At 71.8% G+C, this 25,877-nt stretch carries 26 protein-coding genes and 2 pseudogenes; 14 read left to right on the top strand and 14 right to left on the bottom strand.

Annotated features, from left to right (window positions below; all coding sequences use genetic code 11):
- Both ACWC2T_RS25615 and serB read left to right on the top strand, forming a co-directional pair.
- Positions 1-573: pseudogene (locus tag ACWC2T_RS25615) on the top strand (streptophobe family protein); the annotation flags it as partial.
- 208 nt (positions 574-781) lie between these two features.
- Complete coding sequence (serB, locus tag ACWC2T_RS25610; RefSeq protein WP_450672690.1) at positions 782-2,005, top strand: phosphoserine phosphatase SerB; 1,224 nt, start codon at positions 782-784, stop codon at positions 2,003-2,005.
- Between the two features lie 64 nt (positions 2,006-2,069).
- Here serB and ACWC2T_RS25605 read toward each other — a convergent pair whose 3' ends face one another.
- The 4 genes from ACWC2T_RS25605 to ACWC2T_RS25590 all read right to left on the bottom strand — a co-directional run bounded on the left by ACWC2T_RS25605 (position 2,070) and on the right by ACWC2T_RS25590 (position 4,664).
- Positions 2,070-2,588, bottom strand: coding sequence for a SixA phosphatase family protein (locus ACWC2T_RS25605; protein WP_388754506.1), 519 nt, complete (start codon positions 2,586-2,588; stop codon positions 2,070-2,072).
- Positions 2,589-2,666: 78 nt separating this feature from the next.
- On the bottom strand, positions 2,667-2,873 hold the full coding sequence (locus tag ACWC2T_RS25600) for a hypothetical protein (RefSeq protein WP_450672689.1): 207 nt from the start codon (positions 2,871-2,873) through the stop codon (positions 2,667-2,669).
- Positions 2,874-3,055: 182 nt separating this feature from the next.
- Complete coding sequence (locus tag ACWC2T_RS25595) at positions 3,056-3,175, bottom strand: SGM_5486 family transporter-associated protein (RefSeq protein ID WP_450672688.1); 120 nt, start codon at positions 3,173-3,175, stop codon at positions 3,056-3,058.
- Positions 3,176-3,332: 157 nt separating this feature from the next.
- Positions 3,333-4,664 (bottom strand): CynX/NimT family MFS transporter, encoded by a 1,332-nt coding sequence (locus ACWC2T_RS25590; protein ID WP_450672687.1) that lies wholly within the window; start codon positions 4,662-4,664, stop codon positions 3,333-3,335.
- Between the two features lie 82 nt (positions 4,665-4,746).
- On the opposite strand from ACWC2T_RS25590, the gene ACWC2T_RS25585 reads away from it, so the two are divergent.
- Entirely contained in the window at positions 4,747-5,430 is a 684-nt protein-coding gene (locus ACWC2T_RS25585) for a FadR/GntR family transcriptional regulator (RefSeq protein ID WP_450672686.1), read from the top strand.
- Here ACWC2T_RS25585 and ACWC2T_RS25580 read toward each other — a convergent pair.
- From ACWC2T_RS25580 to fabG, 3 genes are all read right to left on the bottom strand, one after another.
- Positions 5,408-5,812, bottom strand: a complete 405-nt coding sequence (locus ACWC2T_RS25580; RefSeq protein WP_450672685.1) for a hypothetical protein — start codon at positions 5,810-5,812, stop codon at positions 5,408-5,410. The two genes, ACWC2T_RS25585 and ACWC2T_RS25580, sit on opposite strands and share 23 nt — an antisense overlap.
- A 356-nt stretch (positions 5,813-6,168) precedes the next feature.
- A complete protein-coding gene (gene fabI, locus ACWC2T_RS25575; protein WP_450672684.1) occupies positions 6,169-6,936 on the bottom strand; it encodes an enoyl-ACP reductase FabI in 768 nt (255 codons plus the stop codon).
- A gap of 5 nt (positions 6,937-6,941) precedes the next feature.
- Positions 6,942-7,646: a 3-oxoacyl-[acyl-carrier-protein] reductase gene (gene fabG / locus ACWC2T_RS25570; protein WP_351209536.1), complete on the bottom strand. Its 705-nt coding sequence runs from the start codon at positions 7,644-7,646 to the stop codon at positions 6,942-6,944.
- Between the two features lie 249 nt (positions 7,647-7,895).
- Between fabG and ACWC2T_RS25565 the strand changes: the two genes are divergently transcribed.
- From ACWC2T_RS25565 to tyrS, 3 genes are read left to right on the top strand one after another with little or no spacing between them, the layout of a single operon-like run.
- Positions 7,896-9,419: a TldD/PmbA family protein gene (locus tag ACWC2T_RS25565; protein WP_450672683.1), complete on the top strand. Its 1,524-nt coding sequence runs from the start codon at positions 7,896-7,898 to the stop codon at positions 9,417-9,419.
- Positions 9,416-10,810 carry a metallopeptidase TldD-related protein gene (locus tag ACWC2T_RS25560; protein ID WP_450672682.1) on the top strand — a complete coding sequence of 465 codons (1,395 nt, stop codon included), beginning with the start codon at positions 9,416-9,418 and terminating at the stop codon, positions 10,808-10,810. Before ACWC2T_RS25565 ends, ACWC2T_RS25560 begins: the two co-directional genes overlap by 4 nt.
- A gap of 56 nt (positions 10,811-10,866) precedes the next feature.
- Positions 10,867-12,135 (top strand): tyrosine--tRNA ligase, encoded by a 1,269-nt coding sequence (gene tyrS, locus ACWC2T_RS25555; RefSeq protein ID WP_450672681.1) that lies wholly within the window; start codon positions 10,867-10,869, stop codon positions 12,133-12,135.
- 80 nt (positions 12,136-12,215) lie between these two features.
- On the opposite strand, the gene ACWC2T_RS25550 is transcribed toward tyrS, so the two are convergent.
- The gene (locus ACWC2T_RS25550) at positions 12,216-12,503 is read right to left on the bottom strand and encodes a GlsB/YeaQ/YmgE family stress response membrane protein (RefSeq protein WP_450672680.1); all 288 of its coding nucleotides are present in this window, start codon (positions 12,501-12,503) and stop codon (positions 12,216-12,218) included.
- 202 nt (positions 12,504-12,705) lie between these two features.
- Here ACWC2T_RS25550 and ACWC2T_RS25545 point away from each other — a divergent pair, with 202 nt between their 5' ends.
- Together ACWC2T_RS25545 and ACWC2T_RS25540 are read left to right on the top strand one after the other, a co-directional pair.
- The gene (locus ACWC2T_RS25545; protein ID WP_450672679.1) at positions 12,706-13,080 is read left to right on the top strand and encodes a DUF3099 domain-containing protein; all 375 of its coding nucleotides are present in this window, start codon (positions 12,706-12,708) and stop codon (positions 13,078-13,080) included.
- 195 nt (positions 13,081-13,275) lie between these two features.
- On the top strand, positions 13,276-13,494 hold the full coding sequence (locus ACWC2T_RS25540; RefSeq protein ID WP_450672678.1) for a hypothetical protein: 219 nt from the start codon (positions 13,276-13,278) through the stop codon (positions 13,492-13,494).
- Positions 13,495-13,501: 7 nt separating this feature from the next.
- Here ACWC2T_RS25540 and moaA read toward each other — a convergent pair whose 3' ends face one another.
- From moaA to ACWC2T_RS25525, 3 genes are all read right to left on the bottom strand, one after another.
- Positions 13,502-14,491 (bottom strand): GTP 3',8-cyclase MoaA, encoded by a 990-nt coding sequence (moaA, locus tag ACWC2T_RS25535; RefSeq protein ID WP_450672677.1) that lies wholly within the window; start codon positions 14,489-14,491, stop codon positions 13,502-13,504.
- 157 nt (positions 14,492-14,648) lie between these two features.
- On the bottom strand, positions 14,649-16,268 hold the full coding sequence (locus ACWC2T_RS25530) for a solute symporter family protein (RefSeq protein ID WP_450672676.1): 1,620 nt from the start codon (positions 16,266-16,268) through the stop codon (positions 14,649-14,651).
- Positions 16,265-16,621: a DUF485 domain-containing protein gene (locus ACWC2T_RS25525; RefSeq protein ID WP_450672675.1), complete on the bottom strand. Its 357-nt coding sequence runs from the start codon at positions 16,619-16,621 to the stop codon at positions 16,265-16,267. Before ACWC2T_RS25525 ends, ACWC2T_RS25530 begins: the two co-directional genes overlap by 4 nt.
- Positions 16,622-16,882: 261 nt before the next feature.
- On the opposite strand from ACWC2T_RS25525, the gene ACWC2T_RS25520 reads away from it, so the two are divergent.
- The 3 genes from ACWC2T_RS25520 (at position 16,883) to ACWC2T_RS25510 (ending at position 20,991) form a co-directional block, all read left to right on the top strand.
- Complete coding sequence (locus ACWC2T_RS25520) at positions 16,883-18,409, top strand: S8 family peptidase (RefSeq protein ID WP_450672674.1); 1,527 nt, start codon at positions 16,883-16,885, stop codon at positions 18,407-18,409.
- A gap of 68 nt (positions 18,410-18,477) precedes the next feature.
- On the top strand, positions 18,478-19,854 hold the full coding sequence (locus ACWC2T_RS25515; RefSeq protein WP_450672673.1) for a CoA transferase: 1,377 nt from the start codon (positions 18,478-18,480) through the stop codon (positions 19,852-19,854).
- Between the two features lie 126 nt (positions 19,855-19,980).
- Positions 19,981-20,991: a CopD family protein gene (locus ACWC2T_RS25510; protein ID WP_450672672.1), complete on the top strand. Its 1,011-nt coding sequence runs from the start codon at positions 19,981-19,983 to the stop codon at positions 20,989-20,991.
- On the opposite strand, the gene ACWC2T_RS25505 is transcribed toward ACWC2T_RS25510, so the two are convergent.
- The 3 genes and pseudogenes from ACWC2T_RS25505 to ACWC2T_RS25495 all read right to left on the bottom strand — a co-directional run.
- Positions 20,988-22,040 carry a zinc-dependent alcohol dehydrogenase family protein gene (locus tag ACWC2T_RS25505; RefSeq protein WP_450672671.1) on the bottom strand — a complete coding sequence of 351 codons (1,053 nt, stop codon included), beginning with the start codon at positions 22,038-22,040 and terminating at the stop codon, positions 20,988-20,990. The genes ACWC2T_RS25510 and ACWC2T_RS25505 overlap by 4 nt on opposite strands.
- A gap of 151 nt (positions 22,041-22,191) precedes the next feature.
- Positions 22,192-22,902, bottom strand: coding sequence for a VIT1/CCC1 transporter family protein (locus ACWC2T_RS25500; RefSeq protein WP_450672670.1), 711 nt, complete (start codon positions 22,900-22,902; stop codon positions 22,192-22,194).
- 59 nt (positions 22,903-22,961) lie between these two features.
- Positions 22,962-23,414 (bottom strand): annotated as a pseudogene (locus tag ACWC2T_RS25495) (amidohydrolase family protein); the annotation flags it as partial.
- Positions 23,415-23,653: 239 nt separating this feature from the next.
- On the opposite strand from ACWC2T_RS25495, the gene ACWC2T_RS25490 reads away from it, so the two are divergent.
- From ACWC2T_RS25490 to ACWC2T_RS25480, 3 genes are all read left to right on the top strand, one after another.
- The gene (locus ACWC2T_RS25490) at positions 23,654-24,646 is read left to right on the top strand and encodes a DEDDh family exonuclease (protein WP_450672669.1); all 993 of its coding nucleotides are present in this window, start codon (positions 23,654-23,656) and stop codon (positions 24,644-24,646) included.
- Between the two features lie 112 nt (positions 24,647-24,758).
- On the top strand, positions 24,759-24,992 hold the full coding sequence (locus tag ACWC2T_RS25485) for a hypothetical protein (protein ID WP_055704294.1): 234 nt from the start codon (positions 24,759-24,761) through the stop codon (positions 24,990-24,992).
- Between the two features lie 49 nt (positions 24,993-25,041).
- Positions 25,042-25,836 carry an SURF1 family cytochrome oxidase biogenesis protein gene (locus tag ACWC2T_RS25480; RefSeq protein ID WP_450672668.1) on the top strand — a complete coding sequence of 265 codons (795 nt, stop codon included), beginning with the start codon at positions 25,042-25,044 and terminating at the stop codon, positions 25,834-25,836.
- Positions 25,837-25,877: the final 41 nt, after the last annotated feature.

Here is a 25,877-nt window from a genome sequence, read left to right as displayed (position 1 = left end):
TACGGCGCTGCCGACGGTGGGGCGGCCGAGGGGATCGGGTACGAGAGTGCCGGCGGAAGTCCGGTGTACGGCGCTGCCGACGGTGGGGCGGCCGAGGGGATCGGGTACGAGAGTGCCGGCGGAAGTCCGGTGTACGGCGCTGCCGACGGTGGGGCGGCCGAGAGCCCGGGGTGCGGAGGTGCGGCGGGGCCCGCGCCGTACGGTGGCCCCGGGGCCCCGGCTGCCGGTCGTCCCGGATCCGGCGCCGGTGTCGGGCCGTATGCGCCGGGCACGCCGTACCGGCCGCCGAACCCGGACACCAATCCCTATCTCCGGGTACCGGAGGACCGCCAGGGGAAACCGCAGGACCTGCGCGAGGAACCGCCGGGTGCCGGGCCGACGGCCGCCGGGGACGACATGTACGGCGCCCCGACCATCGCCCAGCCGCTCGACGCCGCTCCCCCGCCGCCCCCGCGCCGTCCCACAGCGCGCCGCGGCGACCGTGCGCAGGGGTCGGACGGCACCGAATGGCCACCGCCGCCCCCTCCGCCACCGCCCCCGGCACCGCCGGGGAAGCCGAAGCGCCGCGGGTGAGCCGGCCGGGGCGGGCAGGAACGCGTGTCCTGCCCCGCGGGGCATCTCGTGGCACAGTCGTGGTGGGGCCGGGAGCAGCCGCCAGTGCGGGCGGGCGGTGTCTCCCGGTGGCAAGATCCCTGACACCGGCGCGACATCCATTGTTCCGTGTCCGTCAGTCGGACCTCGGCGGCGGACGGCACTGGGTGCCGGATACGGTGGTGACACCATGAGCGCTTCGCAGACCTCCGCTTCGCAGACCCCCGAGGTCCCCACCCTCCTCGTCAAGATCTTCGGCAAGGACCGGCCGGGCATCACGGCAGGCCTCTTCGACACCCTTGCCGCCTACCTCGTCGACGTGGTCGACATCGAGCAGGTCGTCACCCGGGGCCGCCTGGTGCTGTGCGCGCTGGTGACGCAGCCCCCGGCGGGTCTCGAGGGCGATCTGCGGGCCACTGTGCACAGCTGGGCCGAGTCGATGAAGATGCAGGCGGAGATCATCTCGGGGCACGGCGACAACCGGCCGCGCGGCCTCGGGCGTTCGCTGGTGACCGTGCTCGGCCATCCGCTGACCGCCGAGTCGACGGCCGCCATCGCCGACCGGATCGCGAAGGCCGGCGGCAACATCGACCGTATCTTCCGACTCGCCAAGTACCCGGTGACCGCGGTGGAGTTCGCCGTCTCCGGCGTGGAGACCGAGCCGCTGCGCACGGCCCTGGTCACGGACGCGGCGGCACTGGGTGTCGATGTCGCGGTCGTCGCGGCGGGCCTGCACCGGCGGGCTCAGCGTCTGGTGGTCATGGACGTGGACTCCACGCTGATCCAGGACGAGGTCATCGAGCTGTTCGCGGCGCACGCCGGCTGCGAGGACAAGGTCGCCGAGGTGACGGCGGCGGCGATGCGCGGGGAGCTGGACTTCGAGCAGTCGCTGCACGCGCGCGTGGCGCTGCTGAAGGGGCTGGACGCCTCCGTGGTGGAGAAGGTGCGCAACGAGGTACGGCTGACGCCGGGCGCCCGCACGCTGATCCGCACGCTGAAGCGGCTGGGCTACCAGGTCGGGGTCGTCTCCGGTGGCTTCACCCAGGTCACGGGCGATCTGAAGGAACGGCTGGGCCTGGACTTCGCACAGGCCAACACGCTGGAGATCGTCGACGGCAGGCTCACCGGACGGGTCACCGGCGAGATCGTGGACCGTGCGGGCAAGGCGCGGCTGCTGCGCCGGTTCGCCGCGGAGGCCGGGGTGCCGCTGTCGCAGACGGTGGCGATCGGCGACGGCGCCAACGACCTGGACATGCTGAACGCGGCCGGTCTGGGCGTCGCCTTCAACGCCAAGCCGGTGGTCCGCGAAGCGGCACACACGGCGGTGAACTTCCCGTTCCTCGACACGGTCCTGTATCTGCTGGGTGTCACCCGCGAAGAGGTCGAGGCGGCCGACACGCACGACGAGGGCTGAACCGGCCCGGACGCGGCAGGGGCCCGGCACCGCGGAGGTGCCGGGCCCCTGCGCATGGGTGAGGTCACTCGGCGGGCGCCCAGTAGTCCTGGAGCGTGGCCACGGCCGGCTCCAGGCTCTTCCAGGGGCCGTCGAAGGACAGCAGCGCGAAACCGGCGGCCGGGAAGCCGCGGCGGTTCATCCGCTCGCGGGCATCGCCCTCGGCCGTGCCGGACAGGATGTCGGCCAGGCCGTGGATGCCCGGGTTGTGGCCGATGAGGATCACGTTCCGCACGTCGTCCGGAGTCTCGTTCAGCACGGCGATCAGTTCGCCGGGCGAGGCCTCGTAGACCCGCTCCTCGTAGACGGTCTTCGGCCGGTGCGCCAGTTCGTGGACGGCGAGCTTCCAGGTCTCGCGGGTCCGGACGGCGGTGGAGCAGAGGGCGAGGTCGAAGGTGATGCCGGTGTCGGCCAGCTTGCGTCCGGCGACCGCGGCGTCCGTGCGGCCCCGCTCGGCGAGCGGGCGCTCGTGGTCGGACACCTGGGGCCAGTCGGCTTTCGCATGCCGGAGGAGGACGATACTGCGAGGTTCTGCGGCGCTCATGGGACCCAGCTTCGCATGAAACAGGCCATGCGGCGCAGGGAGTTGACATGCGGATTCACCGCGTGCGGGGGCTCCTGGTCAGCGCGTGAGGAGCTGGTGGGCGCGCTCGAAGAGGTGCGTGATCGCGGGGTCGCCGCTCGCCGCGTGGGCGTCCGACGGGTTCAGTATCAGCGCCAGCAGTGCGACGAAGGCGAGCGCGGGCAGGGCGAGGGCCCACCAGGGCAGCCGGATGTCGACGCCGCCCGTGGTCGCCGGGTGGGGCCGGGAGAGGGTGCGGGCCGACATGTTCGCCTCCGTGGGTCTTCGAACGGGTCCGTGACCGTGTCCTGCGGTCACCACTCGAAGCTACGGAATCGGGGGCCGCCAACCCATCCGGGCTTCCACCCAGTTGACCCTGACCCTTTCCCCCTAGGGGATGGTGGGGACAACCCCACCATCCGCCGGGAAGCGCCGGTCGGACGCGGCCGTCAGGGTGAGGCGAGGGTCGCGATGATGCCGATGATCACGAAGATGGCGAAGAACGAGCCGAAGACGAGCAGCATCTTCTTCTGGCCGTTCTGCGGGTTCGGGTCGAGCACAGGCTGCATGCGCCCAGTCTCGCACCCTGGGCTCCGCGGGGATCGGCCGGGGGCGTGTGTCGCCGCGCACGAACCCCCGGACTGCCCCGTCCATGGACAGACCTCGGACGGGGGGGCGTGCGAGGGGGCCCGCGCTCGCCCTTGGGACGGCCGGGCCCCGCGCCCGCTAGCGGGTCGCCTCGTCCTCCACCGTGCGGTTGCGGCCCGCCAGGAAGCCGACCGCCATCTGGGGCAGCATCAGGCCCGTCATGAGGGCGATCGGCAGGCCCCAGCCGCCGCTGTGCTGGTAGAGCACGCCGACCAGCAGCGGGCCGGGGATGGAGATGAGGTAGCCGGTGCTCTGCGCGAACGCGGACAGCTGGGCCACGCCCGGCCCGCTCCGGGCCCGCATGCCGACCATCGTCAGGGCCAGCGGGAAGGCGCAGTTGGAGACGCCGAGCAGCAGCGCCCAGGCCCAGGCGCCGGCAGCCGGGGCGACGTACAGGCCGGCGTACCCGGCGAGCCCGCACGCGCCCAGGACCAGCACGATCGGCCCCTGATGGGGCAGCCGGGTGGCGACTCGCGGGATGACGAACGCCAGCGGGACGCCCATCACCATGGTGACGGCGAGCAGCACGCCCGCGGTGCCGACCGGGACTCCGGCGTCGCGGAAGATCTGCGGCATCCAGCCCATGGTGATGTAGGCGGCGGTGGCCTGGAGGCCGAAGAAGACGGCGAGCGCCCAGGCGGTGCGGCTGCGGGTGATGCGCAGCGGCGCGCGCTGCTGCCCGGTGTGCGGCTCTTGCATGCGCTGCTGCCGCGGCCGTGCGGGCGCGGAGTCGCCGTCGCGGTCCTTCAGGAGCGGCAGCCAGGGCAGGACGGCGGCGCCCGCGAGGGCGGCCCACACGGCGAGTCCGGACTGCCACCTGCCGCCGAGGGCGTCGGTCAGGGGCACGGTCACGGCGGCGGCGACGGAGGTGCCGAGGGCGAGGGCCATCGAGTACAGGCCGGTCATGGAGCCGACCCGGTCGGGGAACCAGCGCTTGACGATGACCGGCATCAGCACGTTGCTGACGGCGATGCCCATCAGGGCGAGCGCGCTGGCCGCCAGGAAGCCGGCCGTATTGCCGAGGTACGGCCGTATCAGCAGGCCCGCCGTGATGGCGGCCATGCCGGCGCACACCACGGCGGCCGGACCGAAGCGGCGGGCCAGCCGGGGCGCGGTGATGCCGAAGACCGCGAAGCAGAGCGGGGGCACGGAGGTGAGCAGGCCGGCCACGCTGCCGCTCATGCCGAGTCCGTCGCGGACCTCCTCCAGGAGCGCGCCGAGGCTCGTGATGGCCGGGCGGAGGTTCACCGCGGACAGGACGATGCCGACGACCACCAGCCGGGTCGCCCACGCGCGCGTGTGGCCGGCGCCGGGGGCCGTCTCCGGGGTGCTCGTCGTGGCGGCCGTACCGCGTTCCGTCGGTGACATCGCCGTACGGGTGTCCACTGCCCGGGTTTCCTCACGCTCCATGAGAGCCATCATAGAATCATGGGATGATTGGTTGTCCATCCCCGTGGCATCCCCGCCCGGGCCTCGCGTGCGAAGGTGTGCCATGCCCCTGAGCCACCCGCGCCGTTCGGCGCTGTCCGAGCAGGTCATCGCCGAACTGCGCAACCAGATCACCTCCGGCGAGTGGCCGGTCGGCTCACGCATCCCCACGGAGCCGGAACTGGTCGAGCAGCTGGGCGTCGCCCGCAACACCGTCCGCGAGGCCGTCCGCGCGCTCGCCCACAACGGCCTGCTGGACATCCGGCAGGGCTCGGGCACCTACGTGGTGGCGACGAGTGAGCTGGCCGGTGTGATGCACCGCCGGTTCGCCGACGCCGATCCCCGGCACATCGCCGAGCTGCGCGCCGCGCTGGAGTCGGCCGCGGCGAAGCTGGCGGCCGAGCGGCGCACCGAGAAGGACCTCAAGCAGCTGGACGCGCTGCTGGACCGGCGCGAGGTCGCCTGGGAGACCGGCGAGGCGGAGACCTTCGTGACCGCCGACGCCACCTTCCACCTGGCCGTCGTGGCCGCCTCGCACAACGACGTGATCATCGCGATGTACGCCGATCTGGGCGAGGTGCTGCGGGACTGGCTGCGCGCGGACGTGGGCGCGGAGCTGACTCCGGAGACGTACATGGAGCACAGGCGCCTGGTGGACGCGATCCGCGCCGGGGACGCGGAGGCGGCGGCCGCCGAGGCCGCGAGTTATCCGTTCCTGTGCCGGTTCAGTGCTCGTTCTGGTGGCTGATCCACACCGTGCGGATCTCCTTCCAGCACCGGCCCGTGAGCCGTACGGTCATGGCGGGCCCGATGTCCACCGGTGCGCTGTCGGTGTCGATGTCCCACCAGCGGGCGCACTCGATGTGCAGTCGCACGCGATCGGTGTCGACATAGGGGTTGTGGCAGTAGGCCACCGCATGGGAGCCGCGGACGGTCGTACGGCAGGCGGCCCCGAAGAGACTCGGCGCGGGGGGCTTTCCGTCGGCCACGCGCGCGAGGGGCTTTCCGTCGTCCACGCGCGCGTGCGGCTTTCCATCGGCCACGCGCGCGTAGGGCACCGCGTCGTACGGCAGACAGAGCACGAGGGCCAGGGCCACGGTCACCGGGGCCAGGCTTCGGGACAGGCGCACAAGGGGACCTCCTCGGCCGGGCTGGGGAGGGACGCGCAGGGTGGACGCTCGTGTCCAGGGTGTGCCGCCCGAACCGGGGGCGCCCGGCCGGTGGGCCGAACGGGTGACGCCCCGCGCCTCGACATGCGCCGTCACCTGGCCGCATCCGCCGCCCCCGGCCCCTCGCCGCACCTCCCGGTCGTCGCGTCCCCGCCCCCGTCCCCGTCCCTGGAATCCATGCCGCCACCCCGGCCGCCATACCCCCGTCGGCGCTCCCCTCCCCGGGAACCACCTCCTCGCCCCCTCTGGCACGGCCGAGGCCCGCGTCCCCGAGGGGACGCGGGCCTCGGCCGTCGGTCATGCCTGAGCGGCAGCGGTCACGCGCCGATCGCGTGCAGACCACCGTCGACGTGGATGATCTCGCCGGTGGTCTTCGGGAACCAGTCGCTCAGCAGGGCGACGATGCCGCGGCCGGCCGGCTCCGGGTCCTTCAGGTCCCACTCCAGCGGGGAGCGGGAGTCCCACACGGAGGCCAGTTCGCCGAAGCCCGGGATGGACTTGGCGGCCATGGAGCCGATCGGGCCCGCGGAGATGAGGTTGCAGCGGATGTTCTGCTTGCCCAGGTCGCGGGCCATGTAGCGGCTGGTCGCCTCCAGGGCCGCCTTGGCCGGGCCCATCCAGTCGTACTGCGGCCAGGCGAACTGCGCGTCGAAGGTGAGGCCGACGACCGAGCCGCCGTTCTGCATCAGCGGCAGACAGGCCATGGTGAGCGACTTCAGGGAGTACGCCGAGACGTGCATGGCGGTGGCCACCGACTCGAACGGGGTGTTGAGGAAGTTGCCGCCGAGCGCGTCCTGCGGCGCGAAGCCGATGGAGTGCACGACGCCGTCGAGGCCGCCCAGCTCCTCGCCGACGATGTCGGCCAGCCGCCCGAGGTGCTCGTCGTTGGTGACGTCCAGCTCGATGACCTTGGTGGGCTTCGGCAGCTTCTTGGCGATGCGCTCGGTCAGGGTGGGCCGCGGGAACGCGGTCAGGATGATCTCCGCGCCCTGCTCCTGCGCCAGCTTGGCCGCGTGGAAGGCGATGGAGGACTCCATCAGCACACCGGTGATCAGTACGCGCTTGCCCTCGAGGATTCCGCTCATGGTGATCAGTGACCCATTCCCAGTCCGCCGTCAACGGGAATGACGGCTCCAGTGATGTACGAGGCGTCGTCCGAGGCGAGGAACCGCACCGTCGCGGCGATCTCCTCCGGCTGCGCGTAACGGCCGAGCGGCACCTGCGAGACGATGTTCTGGCGCTGCTCGTCGCTGAGCACCTTGGTCATGTCGGTGTCGACGAAACCGGGCGCGACGACGTTGAAGGTGATGTTGCGCGAGCCCAGTTCACGGGCGAGGGAGCGCGCGAAGCCGACCAGGGCGGCCTTGGAGGCGGCGTAGTTCGCCTGGCCCGCCGAGCCGAGCAGGCCGACCACGGACGAGATCAGGATGACGCGGCCCTTCTTGGCGCGCAGCATGCCGCGGTTGGCCCGCTTGACGACGCGGAACGTGCCGGTGAGGTTGGTGTCGATGACCGAGGTGAAGTCCTCCTCGGACATGCGCATCAGCAGCTGGTCCTTGGTCACACCGGCATTGGCGATCAGTATCTCGACCGGACCGTGCTGCTCCTCGATCTCCTTGTAGGCCTGCTCCACCTGCTCCGGGTCGGTGATGTCGCACTTGACCGCCAGGAAGCCGGCCGGCGGCTCACCCGAGCGGTATGTGATCGCGACCTTGTCGCCTGCGTCGGCGAACGCGCGGGCGATGGCGAGGCCGATGCCCCGGTTTCCTCCGGTGACGAGAACCGAGCGGCTCAACGGATCACCCTTTCGATAGCGGTCTGAAGCGGTCGGACTGCCCGCCCGAACACGTCGATGACAGGCGGCTTCATCGAAAACCTATCGGTCGCACCGCACGCTCGGGGAAGCGGGCACCCACAGTGGCTCGGGTGAGTCCCTGTCGGATCCCTACAGAAAGGATCCGGCCGGGACCGAAACCGTGTAGTCCGCGGGGCCGCGTCCGCGTCATGATCGGACCCGACAGGCCACGACAGCAGGGAGACCTCCGTGCCTCATTCCATCGACGAAGCCTTCACGGCGCTTCCGCTAAGGTCCCTCGCCGACGCCGCGCTGGCACGCGCGCGTGCGCTCGGGGCCGAGCACGCGGACTTCCGTCTCGAGCGGGTGCGCAGCGCGTCCTGGCGGCTGCGGGACGCGAGGCCCGCGGGATCGTCGGACACCACCGACCTCGGGTACGCGGTGCGGGTCGTGCACGGCGGTACGTGGGGCTTCGCGTCCGGTGTGGACCTGACCATGGACGCGGCCGCCAAGGTGGCCTCCCAGGCGGTGGCCATGGCCAAACTGTCCGCTCAGGTCATCAAGGCGGCGGGGTCCGACGAGCGGGTGGAGCTGGCCGACGAGCCGGTGCATGCCGACAGGACGTGGATCTCGTCGTACGAGATCGATCCGTTCTCCGTGCCGGACGAGGAGAAGGTCGCGCTGCTCACGGACTGGAGCACCCGGCTGCTGGCCGCGAACGGCGTCAACCATGTGGACGCCTCCCTGCTCACCGTGCACGAGAACAAGTTCTACGCCGACACCGCCGGAACCGTGACGACCCAGCAGCGGGTGCGGCTGCATCCGCAGCTGACCGCGGTGTCGGTCGACGACTCCAGCGGGGAGTTCGACTCCATGCGGACCATCGCGCCGCCCGTGGGACGGGGCTGGGAGTACCTGACCGGCACCGGCTGGGACTGGGACGAGGAACTGGAGCGGATCCCGGAGCTGCTCGCCGAGAAGATGCGGGCGCCGAGCGTGGAGCCGGGCCTGTACGACCTGGTGGTCGACCCGTCCAACCTGTGGCTGACCATCCACGAGTCCATCGGACACGCGACGGAGCTGGACCGCGCGCTCGGCTACGAGGCCGCCTACGCCGGCACCTCCTTCGCCACCTTCGACCAACTGGGCAAGCTGCGGTACGGCTCCGAGCTGATGAACGTCACCGGCGACCGCACCGCCGAGCACGGCCTCGCGACCGTCGGATACGACGACGAGGGCGTCGAGGCGCAGTCCTGGGACCTGGTGAAGGACGGCACACTGGTCGGCTACCAGCTGGACAGGCGGATCGCGCGGCTGACCGGGTTCGACCGGTCCAACGGGTGCGCGTTCGCCGACTCCCCCGCGCATGTGCCGGTGCAGCGCATGGCCAACGTCTCGCTGCGGCCGGACCCGGCGGGGCTGTCCACCGAGGGTCTGATCGGGAGCGTCGACCGGGGCATCTACGTGGTCGGCGACCGGTCCTGGTCGATCGACATGCAGCGGTACAACTTCCAGTTCACCGGACAGCGCTTCTTCAAGATCGAGAACGGCCGGATCACCGGACAGCTGAAGGACGTCGCCTACCAGGCCACGACCACCGACTTCTGGGGGTCCATGACGGCCGTCGGCGGTCCGCAGACCTATGTGCTCGGCGGCGCCTTCAACTGCGGCAAGGCCCAGCCGGGGCAGGTCGCTTCCGTGTCGCACGGGTGCCCGTCCGCCCTCTTCAAGGGCGTCAACATCCTCAACACCACGCAGGAGGCCGGTCGATGAGCGCCCGTACGAACAAGCCGCACGAGATCGTCGAGCAGGCGCTCGCGCTGTCCCGGGCCGACGGCTGTGTCGTCATCGCCGACGAGCACTCCACGGCCAACCTGCGCTGGGCGGGCAACGCGCTCACCACGAACGGCGTGACCCGCGGCCGTACGCTCACCGTGATCGCGACCGTGGACGGCAAGGAGGGCACGGCCTCCGGTGTCGTGTCGCGCTCGGCGGTCACGGCGGAGGAACTGGAGCCGCTGGTGCGCGCCGCCGAGACCGCCGCGCGCGGCGCGGGGCCCGCCGAGGACGCGCAGCCGCTGGTCGGGGGCGTGCCGCAGTCGCCGGACTTCGCGGACGCGCCCGCCGAGACCTCCTCCGCGGTGTTCGCCGACTTCGCCCCGGCGCTCGGCGAGGCGTTCGCACGCGCGCGTGCGGGCGGCCGTGAGCTGTACGGCTTCGCCAACCACGAGCTGGTGTCGACGTACCTGGGCACGTCCACCGGGCTGCGCCTCCGGCACGACCAGCCCACCGGCACTCTGGAGCTGAACGCCAAGTCGCCCGACCGCACGCGCTCGGCCTGGGCGGGCCGCGCCACGCGGGACTTCAAGGACATCGACCCCGGCGCGCTCGACGCGGAACTGGCCGTACAGCTCGGCTGGGCCGAGCGGCGCGTGGAGCTGCCCGCCGGGCGCTACGAGACGCTGCTGCCGCCCACGGCCGTCGCGGACCTGCTGATCTACCAGCTGTGGTCGGCGTCGGGCCGGGACGCGGCCGAGGGCCGGACGGTGTTCTCCAGGCCGGGCGGCGGCACGCGCGTGGGCGAGCGGCTCGCCGAGCTGCCGCTGACCCTGCGCAGCGACCCGAACGAGCCGGGCCTGGAGTGCCCGCCCTTCGTGGTCGCCCACTCCTCCGGCGGGGACCAGTCCGTGTTCGACAACGGGCTGCCGACCCACGCGACGGAGTGGATCAGCGAGGGTGTGCTCAGGCACCTGCCCACCACCCGGCACAGCGCGGGCCTGACCGGGCTGCCGGTCGCCCCGGTGCTCGGGAACCTGATCCTGGACGGCGGGGACGGCCGCTCGCTCAAGGACATGGTCGCGGGCACCGAGCGCGGGCTGCTGCTGACCTGCCTGTGGTACATCCGCGAGGTCGACCCGGCCACGCTGCTGCTCACGGGCCTGACCCGGGACGGCGTCTACCTCGTGGAGAACGGCGAGGTGACCGGGCAGGTGAACAACTTCCGGTTCAACGAGTCGCCGGTGGACCTGCTGCGGCGGGCCACGGAGGCGGGGCGCACCGAAAAGACGCTGCCGCGGGAGTGGAGCGACTGGTTCACCAGGGCCGCGATGCCCGCGCTGCGGATCCCGGATTTCAACATGAGCTCTGTCAGTCAGGGCGTATAACCTCGTAGGCGGTAGTCGATCGACTGCCCGAAGACCATCAAGGAGATACGAGAACCGTGACGGACATCGTCGACGAGCTGAAGTGGCGCGGGCTCATCGCCCTCTCCACGGACGAGGACGCACTGCGCAAGGCGTTCGCGGACGGCCCCGTCACGTTCTATTGCGGCTTCGACCCGACCGCGCCCAGCCTGCACCTTGGCAACCTCGTGCAGATCCTGACCATGCGCCGGATCCAGCAGGCGGGCAACCGCCCGCTGGGCCTGGTCGGGGGGGCCACCGGTCTGATCGGTGACCCGAAGCCGAACGCCGAGCGGACGCTGAACTCTCCGGAGGTCGTCGCCCAGTGGGTGGAGCGGCTGCGCGCTCAGATCGCCCCTCTGCTGGACTTCGAGGGCCCGAACGCAGCGATCATGGTCAACAACCTGGACTGGACCCAGGGCATGTCGGCCATCGAGTTCCTGCGGGACATGGGCAAGCACTTCCGGGTCAACAAGATGATCGCCAAGGAGGCCGTCGCCCGGCGGCTCAACTCCGACGCCGGCATCAGCTACACCGAGTTCAGCTACCAGATCCTGCAGGGCATGGACTTCCTGGAGCTGTACCGGCGGTACGGCTGCACCCTGCAGACCGGCGGCAGCGACCAGTGGGGCAACCTGACGTCGGGCACGGACCTGATCCACCGGGTGGAGCAGGGCGCCGTGGTGCACGCGCTCGGCACCCCGCTGATCACCAAGGCGGACGGCACCAAGTTCGGCAAGACCGAGTCGGGCACGGTGTGGCTCGACCCCGAGATGACGACGCCGTACGCGTTCTACCAGTTCTGGGTGAACGCGGACGACCGGGACATCTCGAAGTTCCTGCGCATCTTCAGCTTCAGGTCCCGTGAGGAGATCGAGGAGCTGGAGCGGCAGACGCAGGAGCGACCGCAGGCCCGGGCCGCGCAGCGGGCGCTCGCCGAAGAGCTGACGACACTGGTGCACGGCGCCGACCAGACGGCCGCGGTGATCGCCGCGAGCCGTGCCCTGTTCGGGCAGGGTGAGCTGGCCGAGCTGGACGGAGCGACGCTGGCCGCGGCGCTGGCCGAGGTGCCGCACATCCAGGTCGCCGAGCTGGGTCCGGTGGTCGACCTGTTCGCCGAGGTGGGGCTCGTCGCCAGCAAGTCCGCTGCGCGGCGGACGGTGAAGGAGGGCGGGGCCTACGTGAACAACGTGAAGGTCGTCGCCGAGGACGCGGTGCCCTCGTCCGAGGATCTGCTGGACGGGCGGTGGCTGGTGCTGCGGCGGGGGAAGAAGAACCTCGCCGCGGTGGAGGTCCTGGGCGCCTGAGCGCCGCGGGGGCGTGGGTGGACTGGTGAGCGCCCCTTACGGGGCGCTCCGGTTCAGGGCGCTGTCCCGCCCGACTGCGTTCACGCTCCCGCTCTCTCCTGCTTCCTCTTCCCCAGCGTCGCCATGTAAAGGGCGTCCACGGCTGCGACGATGATGATCGCGGCCACGAGCTGGAAGATGTGGCGGCTCCAGTCGATACCCCGGGTCGAGGCGACGCCCACGGCGCGGGCGACCGCGTTGCCCACGATGGCGCCGAGCATGCCGCAGATGGTGGTCAGCCAGAGGGGGCTGTGCTGCTTGCCCGGGATGACCGCCTTGGCGATCACGCCCAGCACGAATCCCACGATGATCGCCCACAACCAGCCCATGGCTGCCTCCTCGTACGGCTCGACGTGAGCATTACGCACAGTGTGGGTCGGTGCGCCGTACGGCGCATGTCGACTTCACCCGTGCGCGGCAGGGCCGGTGGCGTCGCCGCAGGCAGCGGGCGCCCCGGTCTCGTGGCCGGTGCAGCCGCGGCGTAACGTAAGAAGGTCGGGCAGGGCCGATGTGGGCGGATGGTGGAATGTGATGCGGAAACAGCACGGCGGCAGCGTCCAGGTGTTCCGGATCACCGGGGCCCGGACGGGACTCGCCGAGGACGTACGGGGCCGGCAGCGCAGGTACGTCATCTCGATGACGATCCGCACGGTGTCGGTGATCCTCGCGGTCTCCCTGTGGAACGTCGAGCGGTACGTCGCCATCGTGGCGCTCGTCGCCGGAGCGCTGCTCCCCTATATCGCCGTGGTGATCGCGAACGCGGGCCGTGAGCGGCCGCCGTCGCTTCCCTCGACGTTCATCGCCACGCCGACGCGGCCGATGATCACCCCGCCGCGGCCGGAGGAGGCGCAGGCGGAATCCGTTCCGGGAGCTGAGCAGCGGGGACAGGGTGGGACGGCTGCATGACCGTGTGCCAAGCTCAAGAAAAGCTCAGATCAATCGTGTAGTTCCAGTGCCGGGCGACGGGGTTGCCGTGACATACTGCGTACGCGCTCCGCATCCCCCGTCGGAGCGACGGACCGACGCCGGGCAGCTCCCCCCGTGGCTGCTCGGCGTCGCCTTGTTGGGGCCCCTTCTGTACGACGAACCCGAGACGAACCCGTGAGTGACGAGACGCCGATCTGCTCCGCCAAGGGCTGCCGTGCCGACGCCGTGTGGGTGCTGGCGTGGAACAACCCGAAGATCCACACGCCGGAACGGCGCAAGACGTGGCTCGCGTGCGAGGAGCATCGCGAGCATCTTTCGCGGTTCCTCGGGGTGCGGGGCTTCCTGAAGGACGTCGTGAGGTTCGCTGATTGGCAGGGTCCCGAAGGGGCCTGACCGTGGCCTAACCGCCGATCGCCGACATCGGCCGGTCCGGCTGCACGAACGACGGGTCGTCCAGTCCGGCTCCCGCCTTCTTGCCCCACATCGCCAGCTTCCAGATGCGGGCGATCTCCTCGTCCGGGGCGCCGGAGCGCAGGGCCGCGCGCAGGTCGGTCTCCTCGGTGGCGAACAGACAGGTCCGTATCTGGCCGTCGGCCGTGAGACGGGTGCGGTCGCAGGCCGAGCAGAACGGGCGGGTGACCGAGGCGATGACGCCGACCCGGTGCGGGCCGCCGTTCACCAGCCAGCGCTCCGCCGGGGCCGAGCCGCGCGCGTCGGCGCCCTCGGGGGTGAGGTCGAAGCGGGTGCGCAGGGAGGCCAGGATGTCGCCGGCGGTGACCATGCCCTCGCGCTTCCAGCCGTGCTGGGCGTCCAGTGGCATCTGCTCGATGAACCGCAGTTCGTAGTCGTGCGCCACGGCCCAGGCCAGCAGGTCGGGGGCCTCGTCGTCGTTCAGGCCCGGCATCAGGACCGAGTTGACCTTGACGGGGGTCAGGCCGGCCTCGCGGGCGGCCTCGAGGCCTTCGAGGACGTCCTTGTGGCGGTCGCGGCGGGTCAGGGTCTTGAAGACGTCGGGACGGAGGGTGTCCAGGGAGACGTTGACCCGGTCCAGGCCGGCCGCCTTGAGCGCGGTCGCGGTGCGCTTGAGGCCGATGCCGTTGGTGGTGAGGGACGTCTGCGGGCGGGGGGCGAGGGCCGCCACGCGCTCGACGATGCCGACCAGGCCGGGGCGCAGCAGCGGCTCGCCGCCGGTGAAGCGGACCTCCTCGATGCCGAGCAGGCGCACGGCGATGTCGACGAGGCGGACGATCTCGTCGTCGGTGAGCAGATCGGGCTTGGCCAGCCACTGCAGGCCCTCCTCGGGCATGCAGTACGTGCAGCGCAGGTTGCACCGATCGGTCAGCGAGACCCTCAGGTCGGTGGCCACCCGGCCGTAGGTGTCGATGAGCACGTGGGCCCCCTCCCTCGAATCCCGGAGCGCTTGTCTTCCGTCACCTGCGAGCCTACGTGACGCCACTGACAACAACAGCGGCCCGTTCCGACGAGGTACGACCCGGCCGCGTCGTAGGACCGTACAGTCCCGGCACGACGCGGCCGTCGTACGAAGGTCAGTGTGCTCCCGTGCCGGTCAGGGACCGCACCTCCAGTTCGGCGTACTTGCCGGCGTCCGGGGCCTCCTTGGACAGCAGGGTGCCCACGACGCCGAGCAGGAACCCGACCGGGATGGAGATGATGCCGGGGTTCTCCAGCGGGAACCAGTGGAAGTCGACGTCGGGGAACATCGAGGCCGGGCTGCCGGAGACGACCGGGGAGAACAGCACCAGGCCGACGGCGGTGACCAGGCCGCCGTAGATCGACCACAGGGCGCCCGAGGTGGTGAACCGCTTCCAGAACAGGCTGTAGAGGATGGTCGGGAGGTTGGCGGAGGCCGCGACCGCGAAGGCGAGGGCGACCAGGCCGGCCACGTTCAGGTCGCGGGCCAGGGCGCCGAGGACGATCGAGACCGCGCCGATGCCGACGGTGGCCCAGCGGGCCGCGCCGACCTCCTGCTGCTCGGTGGCCTGCCCCTTCTTGATGACGTTGGCGTAGATGTCGTGGGCGAAGGAGGACGACGAGGCCAGGGTGAGGCCGGCGACGACGGCCAGGATCGTGGCGAAGGCGACGGCCGAGATGGTGGCGAGCAGGATGGCGCCCCCGTTGGAGTCGACGCCGCCCAGGTGCAGCGCCAGGAGGGGTGCCGCGGTGTTGCCCGCCTTGTTCGAGGCGATGATCTCGCCCGGTTTGATCAGTGCGGCGGCGCCGAAGCCGAGGGCGAGGGTCATCAGGTAGAAGGCGCCGATCAGGCCGATCGCCCAGATGACCGACTTACGGGCGGCCTTGGCCGTGGGCACGGTGTAGAAACGGATCAGGATGTGCGGCAGACCCGCGGTGCCGAGGACCAGGGCGAGGCCGAGCGAGATGAAGTCCAGCTTGGTGGTTCCGGTGGCGCCGTACTTCAGGCCCGGCTCCAGGAACGCCGCGCCCTTGCCGCTGTTGTCGGCGGCCTTGCCGAGCAGGTCGGAGACGTTGAAGTGGAACTTCAGCAGGACCAGGAAGGTCAGCAGCAGGGCGCCGGCGATCAGCAGGACCGCCTTGACCATCTGCACCCAGGTGGTGCCCTTCATGCCGCCGATGGTGACGTAGACGATCATCAGGACGCCGACCAGGGCGACGATGCCGATCTTGCCGCCGTCGCTGGTGATGCCGAGCAGGAGCGAGACGAGGACGCCGGCGCCGGCCATCTGGGCCAGCAGGTAGAAGATCGAGACCACGATCGTGGAGACGCCGGCGGCCGTGCGGACCGGGCGCTGGCGCATGCGGTAGGCCAGCACGTCGCCCATGGTGTACCGGCCGGAGTTGCGCAGGGGTTCGGCGACCAGGAGCAGGGCGACGAGCCAGGCGACGAGGAAGCCGATGGAGTACAGGAAGCCGTCGTAGCCGAACAGGGCGATGGCGCCGGCGATGCCGAGGAAGGATGCGGCGGACATGTAGTCGCCGGAGACGGCGAGGCCGTTCTGGAAGCCGGTGAACTGCCGTCCGCCGGCGTAGAAGTCGGCGGCGTCCTTGGTCTGGCGGCCCGCCCAGACGGTGATGACGAGGGTCGCGGCGACGAACACCGCGAACAGGGTGATGATCAGCGTCCGGTGCTGGCTCGCCTCGCCGGCGGCCAAGGTGATCGCGGGGCTCATGCGCCGCCCTCCATCCGGGACTTGATGGCCTCCGCCTTGGGGTCGAGCCGGGTGGCGGCGTGCCGGGCGTACCACCAGGCGATGAGGAAGGTGGTGAGGAACTGGGCGAGGCCCAGGACGAGGGCCACGTTGATGTTTCCGGCCACCTTGGTGCCCATGAAGCCGCCCGCGTAGTTGGAGAGCAGCACGTACAGCAGGTACCAGGCGGTGAAGGCGATGGCCAGCGGGAAGGCGAACGAGCGGTGGGCGCGGCGCAGTTCGCCGAACTCCGCGCTCTGCTGCACCTCGGCGAACTCCTCGGTGGAGGGAAGTGGGGCCCCCGGTGTGGCGGGGGGCGGTGTCTCGGTGGCCACGGGGTCTCCTCGCGTTGCGGATGCGATGACGAACGGGGAGCTCGATCGTGCTGGCGCTCCCTGCCCAAGGTCCACGGCGCCACGCGAGGACCGGTTCAAGTCCTATGAGTTGTTTCGCAAGTGGTCTTGTCGAGCCATTGCCAAGTCATTGCCGAGCAGTGAGCCGTGGGGTTAGCGTCTGCCTGCACCACGCGTCATGTACCTGCCCGAGCACCGTTCCGTGTCTCGGGCGGTTCTGTATCCGGATGAAGTGGAGATCCCATGGTTCCTCTGCGTTCCAGACGCAGGCTCGCGCTCGCCGTGCCCGTCGTGCTGTCGCTGACCGCCTCGCTCGGCTTCCTGCCGGCAGCGGCCTCGGCTGCCTCCGGTGCGGCCGGTGCGGTGGGCGCGGCGGACGGGCCGAACCTCTCGTACGTGGTCAACACGCGTACGGATCACCGCACGTTCGAGTCCGTGCAGCGGGAGGTCGTCCGCAACGGCGGCTCGGTCGTGGTCGGTTACGACAGGATCGGTGTGATCGTCGCCCACTCCGCGAACCCGGACTTCGCCGCGCGGATGCGCGCGGTGCGCGGGGTGGACTCGGCCGGTGCCACGCGGAACGCGCCGCTGCCCGCCCAGTCCACGACCGATGTCGGCACGCCGCAGGTGCTCAGCGCCGAGCAGGTCGCCGAGGCCGGCGCGCGGGCGAGCGCGGGGCAGGACCCGCTGGAGCCGCTGCAGTGGGACCTGCCGGCCATCAAGGCGGACAAGGCGCACGAGAAGACCCTGGGCAGCCCGGACGTCACGGTCGCGGTCATCGACACCGGGGTGGACGACACGCACCCGGACATCGCGCCCAACTTCGACCGGGCGGCCTCGGTCAACTGCGTGTCGGGAAAGCCCGACACGACGGACGGCGCCTGGCGGCCCAGCGCGTCAGAGAGCCCGCACGGCACGCACGTCGCCGGTGAGATCGCGGGCGCGAAGAACGGCGTCGGCATCACGGGTGTGGCGCCGGGGGTCAGGGTGGCCGGCATCAAGGTCGCCAACCCGGGCGGGTACTTCTACACCGAAGCCGTGGTCTGCGGCTTCGTGTGGGCGGCCGAGCACCACGTCGACGTGACCAACAACAGCTATTACACCGACCCTTGGTACTTCAACTGCACCACCGACCCTGACCAGCGGGCCCTGGTGGACGCCATCACCCGGGCCTCGCGGTACGCGGAGGAGAAGGGCACGGTCAACGTCGCGGCGGCGGGCAACGAGAACTACGACCTCGCGTCCGACTCGATCACCGATCCGGTCTCCCCGAACGACGGCACCCCGTCGGACCGCGTCGTCGACCCGCACACCTGCTACGACATACCGACCCAGCTGCCGGGTGTCGTGACGGTCGCGGCGACGGGCGCGAAGGGCCTGAAGTCGTCCTTCTCCAACTACGGCCTCGGGGTGATCGACATCGCCGCGCCCGGCGGCGACTCGACCGCCTACCAGAAGCCGGAGCCCCCGGCGACCAGCGGTCTCATCCTGGGCCCGCTGCCGGGCGGCAAGTGGGGCTACATGGCCGGTACGTCGATGGCCACGCCGCATGTCGCGGGTGTTGCCGCATTGATCAAGTCAACCCATCCGCACGCCCCGGCCTCCCTGGTCAAGGCGCTGCTGTACGCGGAGGCCGACGCCACGCCGTGCCCGGACCCGTACGACATCAACGGTGACGGCAAGGTCGACGCGGTGTGCGAGGGAGCGAGGAACCACAACGGCTTCTACGGTCACGGCACGGCGGACGCGCTGGCCGCGGTGACCAGGTAAGGCTGGGGCCGACCGCCATATCTTGATTCAGTCAAAGGTGCACTGAGTCAATAATGCATAGTGCAGTCATGACTGCTATCAAGTTCGCCTGGTCCGCGCTGGGTGGCGACCCCGCCCACCTCGCGCGGCTCACCACCATGGCGCGGGAGGGCGCGCTCCGGGCGCGCCTTCCCGTGCGGGAGCTCGCCGGTGCCTGTGTCGGCGCCTGTGCGCTGGCCGCCGCGGAACTGGCGGCCCGCCGCGCCGGGCTCGCCGAGGTGCCCGCCGTCCGGGTCGACGACGGCGCCGTGGCGGCCGCCTTCCACAGCGAACGGCACCTGCTGGTCGACGGGCGGGCACCGGCCGTCTTCGCGCCCCTGTCGCGGTTCTGGCGGACGGCGGACGGCTGGGTGCGCACCCACGCCAACTACCCGCACCACCGGGCCCGGTTGCTCGGCGCGCTCGGCCTGCCTGCGGACGCCTCCGTGGAGACGGTGGCCGCCCGACTCGCCGAGTGCTCCGCGCCGTCCGTCGAAGAGGCGGTGCACGGCGCCGGCGGCCTCGCGGTGGCCCTGCGCACCCCGAAGGAGTGGCAGGCGCACGAGCAGGCCGCCGAGGTGGCCGCTCGGCCGCTCGTCGAGCGCGAACGGCCCACCACGGCACCCGCGCGCCTGCTCGCGCCGCTGGACCCGGCCACCGCTCCCCTGCTGCCCGCCGCCGGACTGCGCGTGCTGGACCTGACCCGGGTCCTCGCCGGCCCGGTCGCCACCCGCACCCTCGCCCTGCTCGGCGCGCAGGTGCTCCGGCTGGACGCCCCCTGGCTGCCCGAACTCCCCGACCAGCACGCCGACACCGGCTTCGGGAAGCGCTCGGCGACCCTCGACCTCACCGCCGACCGCGCCACCTTCGAGGAGCTGCTGGCCGCGGCCGACGTGGTGGTCACCGGTTACCGGCCGGGCGCCCTCGACCGGTTCGGGCTCGGGCCTGAGGCACTGTTCGCGCGCCGTCCCGGGCTGGTCGTGGCGCAGATCTCGGCATGGGGTGCGTACGGCCCCTGGGGCGGGCGGCGCGGCTTCGACAGCCTGGTGCAGGTCGCGACCGGCATCGCCACGACCGAGGGCTCGGCCGAAGAGCCCGGTGTACTGCCCGCGCAGGCACTGGACCACGGCACCGGCTATCTCCTGGCGGCGGCCGTACTGCGGGCGCTGACCGAGCAGTCGTACGACGGGGGTGGCCGGTTGGTACGGCTGGCGCTGGCCCGGACCGCGCGCTGGCTGACCGACGGAATCCGGCCCACCCCTGCCACGGGTGTGCCGTACGAGGGCCCGGACGCCTGGCTGGCCGAGACGGACAGTCCCCTCGGCCGGCTGCGGCACGCACTGCCGCCGGTGTCCTTCACGGGCGGCCCCGCCGACTGGGCGCGGCCTCCGGTGCCGTGGGGGACGGACAGCGCCCGCTGGCGGTGAGCAGGGGACCGGCCGGAAACAGGTGAGCACACGGGCGGCCGGAAACGTATGTATGCGTGGAATTCCGTACTGCCAGTTGTTTTCCGGTACTTGCCCGGTTCTGCGGCGGCTGGCGAAGATCACGGGGTGAGCTTGATACGACCGACCGCCGAGGCGACCGGCGAAGAGGGCCCCGCGCGGCGGTCCGGCACCGGCCGGGCCGCCGCTCTGGTGACCCTGGTGGCGCTGGGCGCCCTGATCCCCCTGTTCGGTCCGTCGGCCGCGCTGCACGGCACCGGGGAGGCCGCCGCACCGGGGGTCGGCGGCATCGGGCTGCTGCGCGCGGTGCTGCTCGCCGCCCTGAGTGTGCCCCTCGGCGAGCTGTTCGTGCAGCGCCTCGCCCGGCGCCTGCCCGGTGCCCCGGCTGAACGGCCGTGCAGCTGGGCGCCGTTCGCGACCGCCGCCGGGTTCGTCGCCGCGCTGGCCCTCGCCTCGGTGGTGTCCGCGGGCAATCTGATCCCGCACCGCCTCGGCCAGATCGACATCGGCGGCCTGTACGGCTCCCGTGACGGCCGGCTGGCCCTGCTGGAGGTCAACGCCTTTGCGCTGGCGGCCCTGTGCGCGTTCCTGCGCCGTCCGGCCGCCCAGGTGTGGCCGCTGGCCGCGGTGGTGGTCGCGGAGGCGCTGCGCGCCCACCCCACGACCGAGCAGAGCCCGCCGGCCGGCTCGGGCCTGACGCTGGTGCACCTGACGTGCGCGGCGCTGTGGGCGGGCGGTCTGCTGCACGCCCTGCGGCTCGTCGGGCGTTGGCGCGGCGATCCGGCCGGGGCCGCGCTGCTCGGCCGCTACGCGCGCGTGGCGGCCGTTCTGCTCGCGGCCATCACCGCGACGGGCGTGTGCAGTGCGCTGCGCCGCATGCCGTCGGCGACGATCCTCGACCAGGTGACGACGACGGCGTACGGACGCACCCTGTTGGCCAAGGTGATCCTGGTCGCCGCCGTCGCCCTGCTCGCCCTGTGGGCGCGGATCCGGCTGCGCCGCGCCGCCGACCCGCTGGCCGCCTGCGCGCCCGCGTGGGCCGAGGTGATCGCCCTGGGCGCGGTCGTCGCGGTCTCGGGGCTGCTCACCGCCCTGCCGCTGCCGATCCGCTGGAGCTAGGCCCTGTCGCCCGTGACCAGGACCTTGAGGGCGGTGCGCCCGTCCATCGCCTTGTAGCCCTCGGGCACGCCCTCGATGTCGACGGTCATGTCGAACACCGGCGAGGGGTCGATCGTGCCGTCCAGAACGTCGGGGAGCAGGTCGGGGATGTAGGCGCGGACCGGGGCGACGCCGCCGCGCAGGGCGATGTTCCGGTCGAACATGACGCCGAGGTCGAGGCCGGTGCCGCTGCCGTGCGGCACACCCACGAAGCCGATCGCGCCGCCGTCGCGGGTGATGTTGACGGCCGTACGCATGGACTGTTCCGTGCCGACGGCCTCGACGACGGCGTGCGCGCCCTGGCCGCGGGTGAGTTCGCGTACGGCCTCGACGGCCGCGTCCCCGCGCTCGGCGACGACGTCGGTGGCCCCGAAGCGGCGCGCGATGTCGGTACGGACCTCGTGCCGCCCGAGCGCGATGATCCGCTCGGCGCCGAGCCGCCTGGCGGCCAGGACCGCGCACAGGCCGACCGCGCCGTCACCGACGACGGCGACCGTGGCGCCGGGGCGGGCGCCCGCGCCGAGGGCGGCGTGGTGGCCGGTGCCGAGGACGTCGGAGAGGGTCAGCAGGGCGGACAGCAGATGGTCGTCGGAGGCGGCGTCCTTGGGCAGCTGGACGAGGGTGCCGTCGGCGAACGGCACGCGCACGGCCTCGCCCTGGCCGCCGTCGTAGCCGACGGAGCCCCAGAAGCCGCCGTGCTCGCAGGACGTCGTCAGCCCCTCGCGGCAGTAGTCGCAGACGCCGTCGGACCACATGAACGGCGCGACCACCAGGTCACCGCGCCGGACCGTGCCCACCTCGGAGCCGGTCTCCTCGACGATCCCGAGGAACTCGTGCCCGATGCGCTGCCCCGGCTGCCGGGCCGCCTCGCCCCGGTAGGCCCACAGGTCGCTGCCGCAGATGCAGGCGCGCAGCACTCGCACCACGGCGTCGGTGGGCAGCTGCACCACGGGCTCGGGGACGTCCTCCACGCGCAGGTCGTACGGGGCGTGGATGGTGGTGGCGCGCATGGCGAGGGTCCTTCTCGTGCGGGTCGGTGCGGGGCGCTCAGGGGGTGGTCGAGCGCACCTCACGGTACGCGGTCACCGGCCCGGCCCGCGCGCCCCGGGCCCAGGGCCCCGGCATGGCCAGGCTCCGCGCGCCCGGGGTCCCCGGCGCGTGTCAGACGCCCGCCGCGCCCAGCAGGCGGCCCGCCGCGTAGGTGACTCCCATCGCCAGCGCCCCGCCCGCCACGTTGCGCAGCACCGCGCGTCCCGGGTCGGCCGCGCCGAGCCGGGCGCTGCTCCAGCCGGTGAGGACGAGCGCGGCCAGGACGGAGACGACGGTCACGCCCAGCCGCCAGCCGGCCGGGGGCAGGACGATGGCCAGCAGCGGCAGCAGCGCACCCACGGTGAAGGCCAGGAAGCTCGCCCAGGCCGCGTGCCAGGGGTTGGTCAGGTCCTCCGGGTCGATGCCGAGCTCCACGCGCGCGTGGGCCCTGAGCGGGTCCCGCGCGGTGAGCTGTTCGGCGGCCTCCCGGGCCACCTCGTGGGACAGTCCGCGTTCCTCCAGCAGCGTGGTCAGCTCCTGCAGCTCAGCCTCCGGCTGCTCGCGCAGTTCCCGCTTCTCCACGGCCAGCGCGGCCATCTCGGAGTCGCGCTGGGTGGAGACGGAGACATACTCGCCGGCCGCCATCGACATCGACCCTGCGAGCAGGCCGGCCAGCCCGGCGGTGAGCAGGGCGGAGCGGCTCTGGGTCGCGCCGGCCACGCCGACGACGATGCCCGCGGTGGAGACGATGCCGTCGTTCGCGCCGAGCACGGCGGCCCGCAGCCAGTTCAGCCGCGAGCCGAGCGCGCCCCCATGGGCCTCTTCGTGGGTTGGTTCGGTCACAGGACCGAGGATGGCACCTTCCCGGCCGCGGGACCCGTACGACGCACCTCGTCCCTCACGTTGCCGCCGAGCATGGCCGCGGCCTCCTCCCGCGGCACGCCCGCGTAGGCGAACCGCAGGGCCTCGCGGGTGTACGGATGGGTGCCCTCGTCGTGCGGGTGGTCGCTGCTCCACATGATCCTGTCGACCCCGATGCGGTCCCGCAACGGCACCTCGTGCGGGCGCATGAAGCCGGCGCCGACGAAGCAGTTCTCCCGCCACACCTGAGAGGGTGCGGCGCCCTGTTCGGTCAGCACCAGTCTCAGCCCGGGGTACCGGCGGAAGGCGCCGCCGAACACCAGGTGCCACAGGGCGCGGTGGGAGAACCAGGTCGTCTCCACCATGAACACCGCGCGGGCGGCCGGTTCCTCGCCGAGCGGCGGGGAGGCCGAGCCGGCGTGGTGGTTGACGGGGACGCCGAGTTCGGCGCACGTGGCCCAGATCGGGTCGTAGACCCGCGAGTACAGCTCGGGGCGTGAGGGGAAACCGCCCCCGCATCCCCGGACCACGGACACGATCCGTGCGCGCCGGACGCGGAGCGAAAGCGGTCGACCAGAACGCCCAACACCGTTCGGGGCGTTCGGCTGAGCACGAGTCCTGGCAACAGGGCGCGTACGTGCGTGCGGCACCCGTGCACCCGTACGGGGTCCGGCGGGCGGGGCCGGCACCTGAAGGTCAGCGGTGTCAGCCGTGGCCCGTATCCTCAGTGACCATGCTCGAAGACCGTGCGACCGCAGTGTCCTCCCCCACCCAGTGGCCGGCCGCGTATCCGAAGGGATACGCGGTCGTTGACGTGGAGACCACCGGCCTGGCCCGGGACGACCGGATCATCTCGGCGGCCGTCTACCGACTGGACGAGCGCGGCGAGGTCGAGGACCACTGGTACACGCTGGTCAACCCGGAGCGCGATCCGGGACCGGTGTGGATACACGGTCTGACGAGCGAGGTACTCGAAGGGGCGCCGCTCTTCGCAGACATCGCCGAGGAGTTCGCGGCCCGGCTGGACGGCCGGGTGCTGGTCGCGCACAACGCCGTCTTCGACTGGCAGATGATCGCGCGGGAGTACGCGCGCGCGAAGCGTGAGGCGCCGGTGCGTCAGCGGCTGTGCACCATCGCGCTGTCGAAGGAGCTGGGGCTGCCGCTGCCCAACTTCAAGCTGGAGTCGCTGGCGGCGCACTACGGCGTCGTACAGCAGCGGGCGCACCATGCGCTGGACGATGCGCGCGTGCTGGCGGAGGCCTTCCGGCCGAGCCTGCGGGCCGCGGCGGCCGGCGGCGTCCGGCTGCCGCTGCTGGAGTGCCGGCCGCTGACGGAGTGGTCGGACCGTCCGGTGCCCCGGCAGTCGACCGGCGGACAGGGCGGCTACGGCGGCTACCGGCCGACCAGTTGGCGCCCCTCCCGCAGAAGGCCCGCATGCCCCTATCCCAACCCGGGTCGCTACGAAGACGGCAAACACCTCAAACAGGGCATGCGGGTGGCGTTCTCCGGGGACACCTCCGTCGACCGCGAGCTGCTGGAGGACCGGGCCACCGAGGCCGGTCTGCACGTGGCGTCCAGCATCTCCCGGCTGACCAGCCTGCTGGTGACCAACGACCCCGACTCGGGCACGTCCAAGGTGGTCAAGGCGCGGCAGTTCGGTACGCCGATCGTCGACGAGGCCGCGTTCGGGCAGCTGCTGCGGGATGTCGAACCGGCCGACGAGTGACGACACAGGACACCACACCAATCCGACAGGAAATCGTACGAACGGGTGGTTGCCGGGCGACTCACCCGGCGGCCGCTCGCCCGCCCGGCGACGACGGCCCACCCTGTGGCGCATGGCTAAATGCGAAGTTTGCGGCAATGACTACGGAATGACCTTCGAGGTCCACGCACAGGGTGCGGTGCACGTCTTCGACTGCTTCTCCTGTGCGATCCACCGGATGGCCCCCATCTGCGAGCACTGCCGGGTGCAGATCATCGGCCAGGGCGTGGAGGCCGACGGCCGGTTCTACTGCGGGGCCCACTGCGCCCGCGCCGAGGGAAAGGTGGGAATCGTCGACCGGGTGTGACCCGGTACCCGCCTGAATGCACCCCACGGCCCGGAGGTACCGTCGTGGGGTGCACCGCTACCGCTTTCTGTTGTCCCGCCAGTGGGTCATCCTCACCCTCGTCGCGATCGCGCTGATCCCGACGATGATCAGGCTGGGCTTCTGGCAGAAGCACCGGTACGAGGAGCGCACCGCCCGCAACGACCTGGTCTCCTCCGCTCTGCACGCCAAGCCGGTCCCGGTCGAGCAACTGGCCTCCCCCGGGCACGCCGTGACCCGCACCGAGAGGTACCGCACGGTCACCGCGACCGGCACCTTCGACACCGCCAGGGAGGAAGTGGTCCGGCGCCGGACCAACTCCGACGGCGAGGTCGGCTTCCACGTGCTCACCCCGCTCGTCCTCACCGACGGCAGGGTCCTCCTGGTCAACCGCGGCTGGATCCCCGCGAACGGCGTCCAGACCGCCTTCCCGAAGATCCCCGCCCCGCCGTCCGGCCGGACCACCATCACCGGGCGGCTGATGGCCGACGAGACGACCGCGGCGAGCGGCATCAAGAACGTCCAGGGCCTCCCCGACCGGCAGATCATGCTGATCAACAGCGCGCGGGAAGCGCACCGGCTCGGCGCGCAGGTGCTCGGCGGCTATGTCGAGCAGACGGCGCCCACGCCCAAGGACGGCCCGGAGCAGATCTCCGACCCCGGCAGCGAGGACGCCCCGCTGAACTACGCGTACATGATCCAGTGGTGGCTGTTCGCCGCGGGCGTCCCGGTCGGCTGGTGGTTCCTCGTCCGCCGGGAGATCCGCGACCAGCAGGAGGCCGCGGCGGAGGCGAAGCCGGAGGAGAGCGCACCGGCCCCGGTGTGACCGCCGTCACTCCCCCGGCGCACCACCTGATTGGCCCTCTG

Source organism: Streptomyces sp. NPDC001393 (assembly GCF_053597455.1).
Note: the sequence above shows the minus strand (reverse complement) of the source record. Positions and strands in the feature narration are given on the sequence as shown.